The organism is Nocardia sp. NBC_01329 (assembly GCF_035956715.1).
Taxonomy (GTDB): domain Bacteria; phylum Actinomycetota; class Actinomycetes; order Mycobacteriales; family Mycobacteriaceae; genus Nocardia.
Genome location: NZ_CP108381.1, coordinates 2679178 through 2694054 on the forward strand (window position 1 = coordinate 2679178; position 14877 = coordinate 2694054).

Consider the following 14877-nt stretch of genomic DNA (forward strand, 5'->3'; position numbering starts at 1 on the left):
CGCCGCCCTTTCGCAAGAACGCGTTCTAGTTCTCCGAAACGCTCAGCCACCGCCACCGCAGCCGCCGCCACCCCCGCAACCACTGTCTCCGCCGCTGCTCTCGCTACCACCGCCCCCGCTGCCGACGTACCAGCCACCAGCGCCCGCACCGGCCGCACCGGCCGCACCGGCCGACCGGCGCGAGGCACGCAGCGGAGCCCGGCTCCGTTGGAACCTGCGCACGGTGAACACGACAGCCAGCAGCACGGCGATCCCGAAGAACCAGCCGCCCACTATGAATCCGAAGATATCGGTCAGGATGAGGCCGGCAAGAGCAGCCGCCACAGCCGAAAGGAACAGCACGGTACCTCCCCGAGAGATTCGCTCTACCACTGAAGAGGCTACCCCGCAAAGGATCTCGGTGGGTGCTGTCGGAAGAAAGTCGGCGACACCAGGGACAGGCCGCCCCGGCTACCGGCCGCCGGCGGGCGTACCCGAGCCTGATCGACCCCACCCCTCGCCGACGCGGCAGCTACCCCGGCGAATCGCACCCTGCCGAGGGACCGGGCACACGCGCCGAAGGTAGGGTGAGGCGAAAGTCGGCAAGGACGGTGGGGCCACCTGGCAACGGACCGTCGACCGGTGAACGACACCTGTGCACAGATCGGTGACGAAATGACGGCAAACGCCGCCACACATGATGTTCCTGTCGACCGAGTAGAGGTCCCCGAACCTCCCGCGACCCCGGCGCGTCCCGCACGCCACAGCGACTACGCGGTCCTGCTGCGGCGGGTACGCGATGCGGGTCTGCTGGATCGGCGCCCGTGGTACTACGTCTGGAAGGGCGGGACCCTGCTGCTGGCACTGGTGGCCGCATGGACCGCGTTCGTGCTGATCGGCGACTCGTGGTGGCAGCTCGCCACCGCAACCGTCCTTGCCGCGCTCTTCGCCCAGTGCGCCTTCCTCGGCCACGATGCCGGACATCGGCAGATCGCGGGCAGCAGGCGAGCCGACTTCCTGATCGGGGCGCTCTTCGGGAACCTCGCCATCGGGGTGAGCATCGGCTGGTGGACCAGCAACCACAACCGGCATCACGCACATCCGAATACCGAGGACGCCGACCCCGACATCATGGGGGTGCTGGCGCATTCGAGCGTCCGGGCCCGCGCGGGTCGCGGTCTGCGCCGGCTGATCTTCCGCTACCAGGGGTGGCTCTTCTTCCCGATGCTGCTCCTCGAGGGCGCCAGCCTGCACTTCTCGAGCGCTCGGGCGATCGCGCGGCGCGATATTCCCCGGCGTGGGCTCGAGGCCACACTGCTGCTCGTACACGCCGCCGGTTATCTGGCCATCGTCTTCCTGGTGCTCCCGCCGGTGCAGGCAGTCGTCTTCATCGCGGTGCAGCAGGGGCTGTTCGGGCTCTATATGGGAACCACGTTCGCACCCAACCACAAAGGTATGGCAGTGCTTCCGGCCGGTGACACCACGGACTACCTGCGCCGCCAGGTCCTCACCTCACGCAATGTCCGGGGCGGGATGGTCGTCGATACGGCGTTCGGCGGCCTCAACTATCAGATCGAACATCATCTTTTCCCGTCGATGCCCCGGCCCAATCTGCGGCGCGCCCAGCCGATGGTCGCCGCGTACTGCGCGGAAATCGACGTGCCCTACTGCGAGGCGGGCCTGATCGACTCCTACGCTCAGTCGCTGGGACATCTGCACGCCGTCGGCCGGGCCGCGGGACCCGCGCGAGCCGAGTAACAGCCGCACCCTGAACGGTGTGCCGGCGAACCCGGTGCCGGGTGTGCGCTCGCCAGGGCAACTCCGCTCCGGCGGCCGCTGATCCTTCGGTTATCCACCGGCGGATCGACCGCCGGGCGGGCAGTTGGCGAGCGCGTCCAGGCGGGCGATCGCCCACTCGGTTTCGAAACGGATCCCCCGTTCGATCACGGCATCGTCGAAGACAGCGAACGGTGAGTGGTTCGACGGCGCGGTCGCGGGATCGCGGTCGGGCGGACAAGCGCCGAGAAGCACGAAATCGGCCTCGGCATCCGCGCTGACGGTCGGGATCGCGACCTCGGCCAGTTCGGCCGTCGCCTCGACGCCGTGGGTCGCGGCCACCCCGTCGGCCACCCGGGCGACCAGCGTCCGCAGCCGGGCCGAATCCTGCGCGGTGAACGCGCGGGCCGTCCCAGCGCGCGCAGGATGCGCGCCTGGGTCCACGGCAAGTCGAGACCGACCTCCGGGTTGCGGTGCAGGTCGCGACGCAACAGGATCGGATCGGGAATCGAAACAGTCATCACTCCTCTTCGGGATGATCGGACGGGATGGATAGGGTTGGCGGCATGGAGTGGTTCGGGAAAGCACGCGACTGGGCCGCTGCCGCACGTGGTCGCCTGTACGCCGCTCCCGCCACACCCTTCGATTCGGCGGGCCGGGCGCGGCCCGAATTCGCGGAGAGCTATTTCCGCGCGCTCGTCGAGGGCGGAGCCGACGGGCTGGCCATCGCCGCCCACACCGGCCGCGGTCCGCACCTGTCCGCCCGGGTGCGCGCGGAACTGATCGGTGTGGCGCGCCGCGTGGGGGCCGCGACCGTCGCCGGGATTGCGAACGCCGACGAAGTCCGGCCGGCGGCGGAGGCCGGCGCCGAAGCGGTCCTGGTGTTCCCGGTGCCGGGTGACGCCGGATCGGTGCGGCGCCATCTCGACCTGCTGTGGGAAGCGGGCGGGCTTCCGTTGGTCGGTTTCGACCTCTACACCGCGCCGTATTCGGACGAGGCGTTCGCCGCTGTCGTCGGGCATCCGGCGGTGGCGGCAGTCAAGCTCGCCCTGCTCTCCGACGCGATCGCCTGCCAGGACCGGATCGCCCTGGTCCGCGAGCACGGCAAACTCGCCGTCACCGGCGAGGACCGTATGTTCGGCGCCTCGCTCACCTGGGGTGCGGAGGCCGCGCTCGTCGGGGTCGCCGCGGCCGCGGTGGGTGTGACGCGCGCGGTACTCGATACGTTCACCGGAAACGACCTGCCCGCGTTCCTGGAGGCGACCAGGCGGCTCGACGCGCTCGCGGCCACGACTTTCCGGGAGCCGATGGACGGGTATGTGCAACGGATGGCCTGGATCGCCGGGGCCGAGGGATTGTTACCCACCGAACTGCTGACCGATCCCTACGCGCCCGCACTCCCGGACGACGAGCAGGCTCGGGTGCTGGCGGTCCACCGATCGGTCACGGCCGATCAGTCGCCGGTTCGCACCAGCTGAGCTGCCGCCAGCGTGGTCCGCACCACGGCCCGGCTCCGAGGCCACGGTACCGGTGTCGGCGCGCCCTCGGCCATCGCGAGGACCGCGCGCAGGCAGTCGAGGTAGCCGAGCTCGCCGGGCTGCTCCAGCGATACCCGGCGGATGCCGGACTCGATGTGAACTGCCACCTCATAGCACTCCCCGATACCCGCTCCGACGATATCCACGCTCACCGGCACTCCCCCGCCCGCGACGGCGTGCAGCGCGACCACATTCTCCGAAATCGTGGCGCTGCCCGCGATCCGGGAGGTCACCCCACCCAGCGGAGTGGCCTCCCGGCCCAGGACAGTATCGAGCATTTCCCATGCGTGCAGTCCCATCGATACCGCGGTGCCGCCGCCGTCGGCCGGATCATCCTGCCAGCGGCGGGCGGCCGTGGTGAACGCGTCGATACCGTGCCGCACCGAGAGATGCGCGGCGATGGGTTCGGCACCGGCGAGTTCCGCGGCCAGTGCCCTGATCCCGGGTGCGAACCTGAGAACCGAGCAGGTCAGGAAGCGGCCGTACCGGTCGCCGACGGCTGCGTCCAGCGCGGCCAGCCCGGCGGCATCGGCAGCCGGAACCTTGTTGAGAAAGCACGCGACACCGCGGTCGAGTACCGCCGACACCACCGCGGCGACCCGCTGCGGGCGGGGCGTCACGATCACCACATCCGGTTCCCAGTCCAGTAGTGCGGCCAGGCTCGGGTGCGTGATCGCCTGCCACGCCTGGACGAAGTCCGCGCGCCGGGAGTGGTCGTCGGGATCCCAGACGGCCAGCTCCGCCACTCCGAGCGTCCGCGCGTTACGGGCATCGCTGAAGGGGTGTGAATGGGCCACGCCGGCGAAACCGATGCGCATGCGATCTCCTTCACTTCATATCGACGTCTCGCGTCTCCGGACTGAGCACTGCGCCCACGACGGTCAGCAGTCCACCGAAGCACAGCAGGACCACCGCCGTGTACGGCAACGGCATGAAGGACGACAGCCCGCTCTGGATATAGGCGTAGAACGCGGGGATCACCATTCCCAGCGAATAGCCGAGCCCGTAGCCCGAAGCCCGGACGCCGAGGGTGAACCGCTCTGTCAGATAGGTGGTCAAACATCCCCACGGAACGCTGATGAGCACCGTGACCGAGATCAGCAGGGCGAGGACGGTACCGAAGGACCGTACGTTCCCGGACGCGATGAGCGTATACGGCACGGGCGCCACGAACATGCACAGCAGCCCGCCGACGATGAGCATCGGCCGCCGGCCGACCCTCTGCGACAACAGACCACTGCCCATATAGACCGCCACCACGATCGCGTTCGCGATCACCAGCGCCGAGGTGGTGGCATTGGGGCTGAGTTCCGCTTCGCTCTTCATCAGGCCGGGCAGGACGGTGGTGAGCATGTAGCTGGTGAACCAGAGGCCGGTCGTCAGCACGAAAACCTGCAGGAAGTCGCGGCCGGACCGGCCCTTGAACAGTTCCAGCAGCGGGGTCTTCACCTTCTCCGACTGCTGCCATTCCTCGCTGTCCTCGACATTGCGCCCGTACCAGATCGCGAAACCGACCGATAGCACCGCGCCCACGAAGAACGGGATACGCCAGCCCCACTGCACGTAGGCAGAGTCGATACCCTGCGCCGGCATGATCTGCAAAAGGCCGAGTGTGATCAGCGCGATCGAGCAGTACGCCAGCGGGAAGCCGGTGGAGATGATCGCGCCGTTGAGACCGCGGCGCTCCTTCGCACTCTGTTCCAGTGCGGTCGGGGTGGCGGATGTGTATTCGCCGCCGAGGAACACACCGTCGATGAAGCGCAGCGCGATCAGCAGGATCACGGCGAGAATGCCGATCTGCTGGTAGCCGGGCAGCAAACCGATCGCCATGGTCGTCACGCCGAAACCGGTCACCGAGATGACGGTGATCCGGCGCCGCCCGAACTTGTCGGCCAGATGCCCGAACAGCATCGCGCCCAGTGGCCTGCCGATCAGGGTAGCGGCGAACACCGACCCGTTGATGAGGGCGACGGTACCGGCCGAAACCCCGGTGGCCTGGAAGTACACCGAGGCCGGTGCTAGCACGATCACCGGCAGATAGATATCGAAGAGGTCGACGTAGAAGCCGAGCCAGGCCCCGAACACCGCCTTCTTCGCTCGACTCTCCTGCTGGGCGCTCGGTAACTCGGGCGCCTCGGCTGCGGTCGATCTCATGACATCCATCCTTCTGATCCGGCGGCAATGAAGCCGTCCTCGGCGCGCAACCATTCGTACGCGGCGGAGATTCGGGTGAGTTCGGCGGCCTGACCGTCGGAGAGACCCTCGTCGGGGTCGAGGCACCAGGTGCCCGCGAGCAGGCCCTGGCGCCGGAGCACTTCGTGCACCCCCGCGATCACCCCGGCGAAGTTGTTGCGCACATCGAACACCGCGGCATTAGCATCGGTGACCGCCGCCGCCAGCGACAGTGCGCGCGTCCGCGCCCGCTCGTCGCCCGCCCACGCCTCGACGACGAGTGCGTGCAGCTCTACCGCGGCCCGCGTCCACACTGCCCAGTGACCGAGCAGCCCACCGACGAACCGCCGGGTCACCGGCCCGTCCGGGCCGGGCAGATCGTATCGGGTCAGCAGATCGGCGACGATGTTGTCGTCGTTTCCGGTGTAGAGCGCTATCTCGCCGCCACGCTCGGAGTCGACGATGCCCTGGACCAGTTCGAGCGTCCGGTACCGATCGAACGGCGCCGCCTTCACCGCGACGGTGGATTCCTGGTCGGCCAGCCGCCGCCAGTACTCGCGCGGCAGATAACGGCCACCGACCGCTTCCTGCAGATAGAACCCGATTACGGGCAGTACCTCGCCGATCGCGGCGGAACGGTCGAGGAGGTGGTCGAGGTCCCGGTCAGCGAGGCCGCCGGGTGAGACGAGCACGGCGCTGTACCCGAGTTCCCGGGCCAGTTCCGCCTCGCTCACCGCCTGCTCCGTGGGCCCGGCTACGCCGGCGATGCGCAGGAACGGCCGATCGCCGACTCGCGCGTCGATTTCCTCCGCCGCGAGTTCGAGAACAGGTCGCAGCAGACCGATCTCGGGACGGCGGATCTCGAACTGCGTGGTATGCACACCGACCGCGAGGCCGCCGGCGCCCGCGTCGACGTAGTAACGGGTCAGCGCGCGCTGGCGGCGTTCGTCGAGGCTACGTGTGTGGTCGAGAGCCAGTGGGTGGGCCGGGATCACGGTGCCCCGGTGCAGCAGCGCCTGCTCGGCCTCGGACATCTGCCGACGCATCAGAACTTCCCGTCGCGTCGCTCGAATTTGGTGGGCTTGTTCCACAGCTGTCCGCCCGCGCCGATCCAGTCGGCCTGCATCCGGATCAGTTCACCCAGGGTCCGGTCGGGGTAGCCGAACAGGGTGTGACATTTCGCGGCATTGCTGAGCAGGCTCGTCTCACCTTCCACCCCGGCGAAGACCGGTGCGACGCCGAGTTCTTCGCCCAGCCGGGTGGCGATGGTGCGCACCGAGGCGGTTTCCGGACCGGTCAGATTGAGCAGGAAGGGGGCGGTGTCGGCGTGACCGAGGGTCCGCAGGACGACTTCGTTGGTGTAGCGCTGCCATACCACGTTCACAGCCCCGATCGACAGGTCGACGGGCTCTCCGGCGTGCACGCGGCGGGCGATATCGGCGACCACCCCGTAGCGCGGTTCGCACGCGTAGTTGAGCCGTACCAGCGCGACGCGGGTGCCACGGGTGCGGGCACCGTGGGTGAAGACCTGCTCCCGGCCGCGACACGTGATGGCGTATTCGCCGACGGGTCCGGTTTCGTCGGTCTCCACCGGGCCCCCCGTCATCGGGGAGGTCAGCGGGTACACATTGCCGGTCGACAGGGCGGTGATCCGGGACTGCGCGTAGCGCCGCGCGACATAGGCGGGTAGGACGGTGTTGGTCATCCAGGCCTCGTCGGTATGGGTGGCCGTACCGAATTTCGCGCCGACCAGGAAGACCACGTTGCCCGCCTCCGGAAGTGCTTCGACGGCGGCCGGATCGGATAAATCGGTCATGACCGTATCCACGCCCATCGTTTCGAGACGCGCCCTGGACCCCTCATCGGTCCAGCGCGACGCGGCCAGCACCCGCACCGCCTTTCGTCCTGCCTCGTCCAGGGCGCGACGGGCCATTGTGGCCACCCCGGACCCGATCTTCCCGCCCGCACCCAGGACGATCAGATCGTTCTCCCAGGTAGCGGCTTCGGCGACAAGTTCCGGCCCCGGCCGGGCGAGCTCCCACTCGAGCTCCTTCTCATCCGCGAACATCTATCGGCCCTTCTTCGGCTGTACTATTTCGGTCAGGACCGTAATAATGAGCGAGTAGTGAGCAAAGCGCAATAGGAAGGAGCCACCGGACCGTGACCGTGAGCGTGTTCGACCTGTTCTCGATCGGTATCGGGCCGTCGAGTTCGCACACCGTGGGCCCCATGCGGGCCGCGCGGCTGTTCGTATCCGAACTCGGGACGACCGGCGGTCTCGGGCGGGTTCGCCGGATCCGTGTCCTGCTGTGCGGTTCGCTCGGCGCGACCGGCCGTGGACACGGATCGGATATCGCAGTGCTCGCCGGCCTCCACGGCGACGATCCGGAAACCGTCGATCCCCACCGGCCGGCCCGGCTACACGCGACGGTCACCGCGACCGGGCGACTCGACCTGCCCGGCGGACATTCGATCCGGTTCACCGGCGACGACCTGGTATTGGACGGAGCCATCCGGCATCCCGGGCACCCCAATGCCATGACGATCACCGCCGACGTCACCGACGGCTCACAGATCGCGCGGACCTATTTCTCGATCGGGGGCGGATTCGTCACCGAAGCCACCGCGGCGCCCCCGCACCCGGCGGATATCGTCGTGCCCCACCCGTTCCGGTCCGGTGCCGAACTGTTCGCCCTGGCGGCCGAAACCGGTCTGCCCGTCAGCGATCTCGTGCTGGCCAACGAACGATCACTGCGGCCGGGAACCGATATCGCCGCGGGACTGGATCGCATCTGGTCGGTCATGCGCGAATGCGTAGCCGCGGGCCTGCACACCGACGGCCGACTGCCCGGTCCGATGGCCGTCCGCCGGCGCGCCCCGGACCTGCACCGCCGCCTCGCGTCGACCGACGCCGGTGCCGATCCGCTGCACCGGCTGGACTGGGTCAACGCCTACGCCATTGCCGTCAACGAGGAGAACGCTGCCGGAGGCCGGGTCGTCACCGCTCCCACCAACGGCGCCGCCGGCATAATCCCCGCGGTACTGCACTACTACCAGCGTTTCGTCCCGGGTGCCGACGCTGCCGGGATCCGGCGGTTCCTGCTCACCGCCGCCGCGATCGGCGCACTGTACAAGGGCAATGCCTCGATCTCCGGCGCCGAAGTGGGGTGCCAGGGTGAGGTCGGATCGGCGTGCTCGATGGCAGCCGGTGCGCTGTGCGAGGTTCTCGGCGGAACACCCGCCCAGGTCGAGAACGCCGCCGAGATCGCGATGGAACACAATTTGGGGCTCACCTGCGACCCGGTCGGCGGGTTCGTGCAGATTCCGTGTATCGAACGCAATGCCGTCGCGGCCGTACAGGCCATCAATGCCGCTCGGATCGCCCTGGCCGGTGACGGCACACATCGGGTCAGCCTGGACACTGTCATCCAGACAATGCGTGAAACTGGAGCGGACATGCAGTCCAAGTACAAGGAAACATCGATGGGGGGCCTCGCCGTCAATGTCGTCGAATGCTGAGCACACCTACCGGATCGGTGTGGTCGGACCGTCGGATCTGGTCTCCCTGGTCAAACGCGTTGCCGCACTGGAATTCACCGATCACCTCGTGGTACCGCTGATCTATCGCAACGAAGCGCAGGCGGTGGAGGTGATATCGGCCCGCCCGGACGTGGACGCCCTGCTGTTCACCGGTGTCATCCCCTACACGCTGGCCCAGGCCGCCGGGGTACTCACCGAACCCGCCGCCTACATCGACTACACCGGAGCGACCCTCTACGGGGCACTGGTGGAACTCATGTCGGCTGGGCACGATCCGGCGTGCATCTCCATCGATACGCTGGCCCGCCCGCTGGTGGTCGAGAGCCTGTCCCATGTCGGGATCGCCACCACCGATATCACTACCGCCGAATACCGCAGGGGCACCGACGTGCGGCGCTACGCGCAGTTCCACCGCGACCACGCCCGTACTCAGCCGGGCGCGGTCGCCATCACCTGTGTCCGATCGGTGTACGAGCTGATCCGCGAAGACATCTACACGATTCGCCTCGCTCCCGCGGTCGCTTCCGTGCGTACCGCTCTCGAAACGGTGACGATGGAACTCGCGGGCCGGATCTCCTCCGACGCGCAGGTCGTCCTCGGCATGATCGAACTACCCGAACCGGACGACCGGCTGACCGGCGATATCCGCGCACTGGCCGGAAGTCTGTTCCCGGTCGGCCCGGCGAGTTATGTCCTGGTCACCACTCGCGGTGTGCTGGCCCAGCACACCTGTGACTGGACCGTAATGCCGCTGCTCGAACAACTCTCGCAACGGCACAACTGGGTACGGATCGGGCTCGGTGTCGGCCGGTCGGCGGCCGACGCCGAGGCGCTGGCGCGGCGAGCCGTCGAACGATGCCGGACGGCCGGACCTTTCACGGCGATCGTTTCGGTGGGCTCCGGACGCGATTTCGTGATCACCGAAACCGAGCCCGACCCCACCCGGACCGAGGAGCCGCTGAGCCTGCATGTGGCGGCCCGCCGGGCCGGGCTGTCCCGGACGACGCTGCTCAAGCTCGAGGCTGCGGTCGCCGCCCACCCCGGCGGCGAGGTCACCGCCGCGGATATCGCCGCCGCGCTGGGAATCGAGCCGCGTTCGGCGCGAAGGACATTGAAGCAGCTCGAACGGTCGGGTCTGGCACAGCCGGTCGGCACTGTCGGGAGCGGCGCCGGACGGCCGGCGGTGCGTTACGCCGTACGACTGGAGTCGTGAGGGGCGCGCATCGGAGATCCGGGCGGAACGCGCCCCAGCACTGACAGGCAGGGCGGTCGGGCCGTGCAGGGCCAACCCTCTCCGTGCCGGGCCTACTCCCGCCGGCGGCGACCGGTCCCCGGCCGCCGCCGAATTATCTACGGCCTCAATCGCATACGGCGCCATAGGAAGCCGACCCCACCAGCCGCGAGTACTTCGCGAGCACCCCGCGGGTGTATCGGGACGGCAGCGGTTCCCAGCCTTCACTCCGGTGGGCGAGTTCGACCGGATCGACCAGCAGGTCGAGGGTTCCCGAGCCGACGTCGAGACGGATCCTGTCACCGTCCCGGACGAACGCGATCGGCCCCGCGTCGACCGCTTCCGGGGCCACATGCCCGACGCACAGCCCGGTCGTTCCCCCGGAGAACCGTCCGTCGGTCAGCAGCAGCACATCCTTGCCGAGCCCGGCTCCCTTGATCGCCGCCGTGATGGCCAGCATCTCCCGCATACCCGGACCTCCCTTGGGCCCTTCGTAGCGGATGACCACCACATCGCCCGGCGATATCGTCCCGTCCTCGAGGGCGTCCATCGCGGCCCGTTCACGGTCGAAGACCCGTGCGGTCCCCTCGAAGACATCGGAGTCGAAACCGGCGGATTTGACCACGGCACCACCGGGTGCGAGCGAACCGTGCAGGATGGTGATACCGCCGGTCGGGTGAATCGGCGCGGACAGGGCGCGGACGACCTTGCCGTCCGGGTCCGGCGGCGCGATATCGGCCAGGTTCTCGGCGACCGTCCGGCCGGTGACGGTGAGACAGTCACCGTGTAGCAGTCCGGCGTCCAGCAACGCTTTCATCAGCACCGGGACACCACCCACCCGGTCGATATCGGTCATCACATGCCGGCCGAACGGTTTCACATCGGCCAGATGCGGGACCCGCCGGCCGACCCGGGCGAAATCGTCCAAGCTCAGGGCCACTCCGGCCTCGTGCGCGATGGCGAGCAGGTGCAGGACGGCGTTGGTGGATCCGCCGAAGGCCATCACCACGGCGATCGCGTTCTCGAACGACTCGAGGGTGAGGATATCGGAGGTGGTGATCCCCCGCCGGATCAGTTCGACCACGGCCTGGCCGCTGCGCCGCGCGTATCCGTCGCGGCGACGATCCGTGGCGGGCGGTGCCGCACTACCGGGCAACGACATCCCCAGCGCTTCAGCCGCGCTCGCCATCGTATTGGCGGTGTACATTCCGCCGCACGCGCCCTCACCCGGGCAGATGGCCCGCTCTATCGCGTCCACGTCAGCCCGGCTCATGAGACCGCGCGAACAGGCGCCCACCGCCTCGAATGCGTCGATGATGGTCACCTCACGTTCGCTGCCGTCGGACAGTTTCGCGATACCCGGCAGGATCGACCCGGCGTAGAGGAACACACTCGCCAAGTTCAGCCGGGCCGCCGCCATCAGCATCCCGGGCAGGGATTTGTCGCAGCCGGCCAGCAGCACCGATCCATCCAGCCGTTCGGCCTGCATCACCGTCTCCACGCTGTCGGCGATCACCTCACGCGAGACCAGCGAGAAGTGCATCCCCTCGTGCCCCATCGAGATACCGTCGGAGACCGAGATGGTGCCGAACTGCATCGGGAACCCACCGGCTGCGAACACCCCGTCCTTGCACGCCCCGGCCAGCCGATCGAGCGACAGATTGCACGGGGTGATCTCGTTCCATGAGGAGGCCACTCCGATCTGGGCCTTTCCCCAGTCGTCGTCGCCCATGCCGACTGCGCGCAGCATTCCGCGCGCAGCCGTTTTCTCCAGCCCGTCGGTGACATCGCGACTGCGGGGTTTCATATCGGGAACATTCGATTCGGAAGCCACGGGGCCATCATCCTCCAACCGCTCCGGAACGCGACCGGACCACGCCCGGCGCCCGCCTACGACTCCGCCGATACACCCGCGTGCGACTCGGCGGGAACTCGGCGGGAAACGGAGTTGGCGCAGGTGGCCTGCGGAGATCCGCGACAGGCGGGACACATCGTCAATATCCTGTCGGTGGCGAACCTGTTCGGCGGCCCGGGTTACGGCGCCTATGTCGCCTCGAAAGCGGCACCGGATTCGCTCACCACCAGTGAGCACGCCGAAACACTCACTGACGAAGTGCGTTTCAGCTCGGTGTACATGCTGCTGGTGCGCACCCCGATGATCGTGCGCGGTACCGCGACACAGCTGCCCTGACGCCCGAGCAGGGCGCGCAGATCGTCCGCCGCACCCTCACCGACCGTCCCCCGCACGTCGGCCCCCTCCTGGGCCGGATGGCCGCCCTGGCCGATACAGTCCTCCCGGATCGTTCGCTGGCCGGGCAGAACAGCCGATTCGCCCGCGGCATGTGATCGGCACCGGCCGGACCATCGTTCCCGGAGGGCTTCCGCGACCGGCCGCGGGATCCGCTCGATCCGACAGACCTCGATGAACCACTGGATAACGTGGACGTATGCAGAACACCGCGCCCCCGTGCCGGGTCATCTTTCTCAACGGCACATCGAGCGCCGGGAAGACCACCTTGGCCCGGGCCGTCCAGGACGAGAGCGATATCCCGTTCGTCTATTGGGGAATCGATACGCTCTTCGGCCTGGTCCCCCCGAACTGGGGCGGCGGGCGCGACGGTCCGCTCAGCCGCGACGGGTTCTGGTACGACCGGACCGGCCATGACGCCGACGGGCATCCGCTGGTGGTGATCCGTTACGGTCCGGCCGGAGAGCGGATGCTGCGATCGGCGTGTGCCGCGGCCGCGGCATTCGCCCGCGGGGGCGATCATCTGGTGGTCGACGAGATGTTGCTGACCCCGGACCTGCTACCGATGTGGCTGGATGCGCTGACCGGTCTGGAGGTTCAGCTCGTCCGCGTCACCTGTCCGCTGCCCGTCGCCGAGCAGCGGGAACGAGCTCGCGGGCACCCGATCGGTCTGGCGCGTGGCCATCTACATGCGGTGCACGACCACGGGCTCCCCTACGCGACCGTTGTCGATACGACCACAGGCACTCCCGCCGAACTGGCCCGAGCCGTATTGCGACGCGAACCGACGGTGTGCTGAGCATGGGCTCACCCGAACGGGCCGGGCGCGTACTGCGCCCGGACCGGTGGTCAGGTTCGCTACCGCGCCGGCCTATCCGGGCTCGATGAGCTGGATCTCCAGCTCGATCTTGACGGCGTCGCTCAACATCCCGGGCAACAGGCCCCCGACGCCGAAATCGGTGCGCTTGATGGTGCCGGTCGCCGAGAATCCGGCGTGGCGTTCGCCACTGGGACCGAAATCGCCGATTCCACCCCACTCGGCATCCAGAACGACCGGCCGGGTGACCCCGCCCAGGGTGGCTTCCCCGGCCACTGTGAACGAATCGGCGACGCGGACCGGTTCGAGGGCGCGGAAGGTCAGCGTCGGACGGTTGGTGACATCGAGGAAATCGGCGGTGCGGACATGTGCGTCACGGTCGGGATTGCCGGTGTCGAACGAATCGAGGTGAACAGTCGCACCGATGGTCGCCGCGCCCGATTCGTCCACGACGAACTCCGTCTCGAAGCGGCTGAATCCGCCGCGCACCTTGGCGATGCCGAGATGCCGGACAGTGAACGCGACCGAGGAATGCGCGGTGTCGAGCGCCCAGTCGCCGGCGCGCAGGACGGTGGAGGAGCTGGTGGTTTCCGCTGGTGTAGTCATGCATCGACCATCGCGGTGTCGGGGACCGTTTACCAGACCCCCTTTATCCTGGACCTGACAAGGCGCGGCTGCGCGGGCCGGGACAGGGCACGATAGTGATATGGCCCGTAACGCATTCGCGGAGTTCCTGGTCAGACGCCGCGCCGAACTCCGACCCGGCGATATCGGTCTGCCCGCCGGCGGCCGCCGCCGTACTCCAGGGCTGCGGCGGGAGGAAGTCGCGGTGCGCGCGGGTGTCAGTGCCGATTACCTGGCCCGGCTCGAACAGGGCCGCGATACCAATCCCTCGATCGCGGTGGTGGAAGCGCTCGCCACAGCGTTGCTGCTCGACGAACGGGAGCGCAGCACCTTCGGCTGGCTCGCGCTGACCAGCACCCACGACGCCAGATGCCAGGAGGCCAGCTGTCCGGAGCCGGCCGGCGAGTCCGAACAGGTCCCCGAGACTATCGAGGCAGTGCTGCGGGCACTCGCCCCCACCTCGGCATTCGTCCTGGGCAGGCGGCTGAACGTACTGGGCTGGAACGCGGCCTGGGAGGATTTCGTCACACCGCTCGGTCTCCTGGACAACCGGGACGAGGTGAATCTGGCCCGCTACGTCTACCAGCATCCGATGGCACGGAAAGTACTGCGCAACTGGTCCGAGGCCGCCGATACCTTCGCCGAGACACTGCGCCGCGCGAGCCTGCGCTGGCCCGGCGACGCCGGCCTACGGGAGACGATCGACACCTTGCACAGGACTCCCGAGTTCGCGACCCGCTGGCGCCCTCAGGGGCCCGGGCACCCGGTCACCGCAACGCTGCGCTTCGGCCATCCGGACCTGGGCGCGGTCGACGTACCGTTCGAGAGCCTGGAGAGCGGCAGCGAGCAGAGCGTGGTGGTCTGGCTCGTCGCCCGAGCCCCGGAATCCGCTCAGGCGCTACGGCTGGTGCCGCCACGAGCCGCTGGTCAGTGACCGCGTGCGGGCTGTTCC

Annotated in this window: 15 protein-coding genes; 7 read left to right on the top strand and 8 right to left on the bottom strand. The window is 68.4% G+C overall.

Annotation, left to right across the window (positions count from 1 at the left end; translation table 11 throughout):
• Positions 1-42: 42 nt before the first annotated feature.
• Entirely contained in the window at positions 43-342 is a 300-nt protein-coding gene (locus OG405_RS12100; protein WP_327151726.1) for a hypothetical protein, read from the bottom strand.
• Positions 343-621: 279 nt separating this feature from the next.
• Between OG405_RS12100 and OG405_RS12105 the strand changes: the two genes are divergently transcribed.
• Positions 622-1737, top strand: coding sequence for a fatty acid desaturase family protein (locus OG405_RS12105; RefSeq protein ID WP_327151727.1), 1116 nt, complete (start codon positions 622-624; stop codon positions 1735-1737).
• A gap of 90 nt (positions 1738-1827) precedes the next feature.
• On the opposite strand, the gene OG405_RS12110 is transcribed toward OG405_RS12105, so the two are convergent.
• A complete protein-coding gene (locus tag OG405_RS12110; protein WP_327151728.1) occupies positions 1828-2199 on the bottom strand; it encodes a hypothetical protein in 372 nt (123 codons plus the stop codon).
• Between the two features lie 122 nt (positions 2200-2321).
• On the opposite strand from OG405_RS12110, the gene OG405_RS12115 reads away from it, so the two are divergent.
• Positions 2322-3233: a dihydrodipicolinate synthase family protein gene (locus OG405_RS12115; protein ID WP_327151729.1), complete on the top strand. Its 912-nt coding sequence runs from the start codon at positions 2322-2324 to the stop codon at positions 3231-3233.
• Here OG405_RS12115 and OG405_RS12120 read toward each other — a convergent pair.
• From OG405_RS12120 to OG405_RS12135, 4 genes are read right to left on the bottom strand one after another with little or no spacing between them, the layout of a single operon-like run.
• Positions 3209-4111, bottom strand: coding sequence for a hypothetical protein (locus OG405_RS12120; RefSeq protein WP_327151730.1), 903 nt, complete (start codon positions 4109-4111; stop codon positions 3209-3211). The two genes, OG405_RS12115 and OG405_RS12120, sit on opposite strands and share 25 nt — an antisense overlap.
• Before the next feature lie 10 nt (positions 4112-4121).
• Entirely contained in the window at positions 4122-5447 is a 1326-nt protein-coding gene (locus tag OG405_RS12125) for an MFS transporter (protein WP_327151731.1), read from the bottom strand.
• Positions 5444-6511 (bottom strand): dihydrodipicolinate synthase family protein, encoded by a 1068-nt coding sequence (locus OG405_RS12130; protein ID WP_327151732.1) that lies wholly within the window; start codon positions 6509-6511, stop codon positions 5444-5446. The genes OG405_RS12125 and OG405_RS12130 overlap by 4 nt, the downstream gene beginning before the upstream one ends.
• A complete protein-coding gene (locus tag OG405_RS12135; protein ID WP_327151733.1) occupies positions 6511-7533 on the bottom strand; it encodes an NAD-dependent epimerase/dehydratase family protein in 1023 nt (340 codons plus the stop codon). Before OG405_RS12135 ends, OG405_RS12130 begins: the two co-directional genes overlap by 1 nt.
• 92 nt (positions 7534-7625) lie before the next feature.
• Between OG405_RS12135 and OG405_RS12140 the strand changes: the two genes are divergently transcribed.
• Both OG405_RS12140 and OG405_RS12145 read left to right on the top strand, forming a co-directional pair.
• Positions 7626-8984 carry an L-serine ammonia-lyase gene (locus tag OG405_RS12140; protein ID WP_327151734.1) on the top strand — a complete coding sequence of 453 codons (1359 nt, stop codon included), beginning with the start codon at positions 7626-7628 and terminating at the stop codon, positions 8982-8984.
• Entirely contained in the window at positions 8968-10218 is a 1251-nt protein-coding gene (locus tag OG405_RS12145) for a hypothetical protein (RefSeq protein WP_327151735.1), read from the top strand. Before OG405_RS12140 ends, OG405_RS12145 begins: the two co-directional genes overlap by 17 nt.
• 145 nt (positions 10219-10363) lie before the next feature.
• Here OG405_RS12145 and ilvD read toward each other — a convergent pair whose 3' ends face one another.
• Positions 10364-12043 (bottom strand): dihydroxy-acid dehydratase, encoded by a 1680-nt coding sequence (ilvD, locus tag OG405_RS12150; protein ID WP_327152310.1) that lies wholly within the window; start codon positions 12041-12043, stop codon positions 10364-10366.
• 201 nt (positions 12044-12244) lie between these two features.
• On the opposite strand from ilvD, the gene OG405_RS12155 reads away from it, so the two are divergent.
• Both OG405_RS12155 and OG405_RS12160 read left to right on the top strand, forming a co-directional pair.
• Positions 12245-12427, top strand: a complete 183-nt coding sequence (locus tag OG405_RS12155) for a hypothetical protein (protein WP_327151736.1) — start codon at positions 12245-12247, stop codon at positions 12425-12427.
• A gap of 256 nt (positions 12428-12683) precedes the next feature.
• Positions 12684-13283, top strand: coding sequence for a chloramphenicol phosphotransferase CPT family protein (locus OG405_RS12160; protein ID WP_327151737.1), 600 nt, complete (start codon positions 12684-12686; stop codon positions 13281-13283).
• Positions 13284-13355: 72 nt separating this feature from the next.
• Here OG405_RS12160 and OG405_RS12165 read toward each other — a convergent pair whose 3' ends face one another.
• Positions 13356-13907, bottom strand: coding sequence for a YceI family protein (locus tag OG405_RS12165; protein ID WP_327151738.1), 552 nt, complete (start codon positions 13905-13907; stop codon positions 13356-13358).
• A gap of 100 nt (positions 13908-14007) precedes the next feature.
• Here OG405_RS12165 and OG405_RS12170 point away from each other — a divergent pair, with 100 nt between their 5' ends.
• Complete coding sequence (locus OG405_RS12170) at positions 14008-14859, top strand: helix-turn-helix transcriptional regulator (protein WP_327151739.1); 852 nt, start codon at positions 14008-14010, stop codon at positions 14857-14859.
• Positions 14860-14877: the final 18 nt, after the last annotated feature.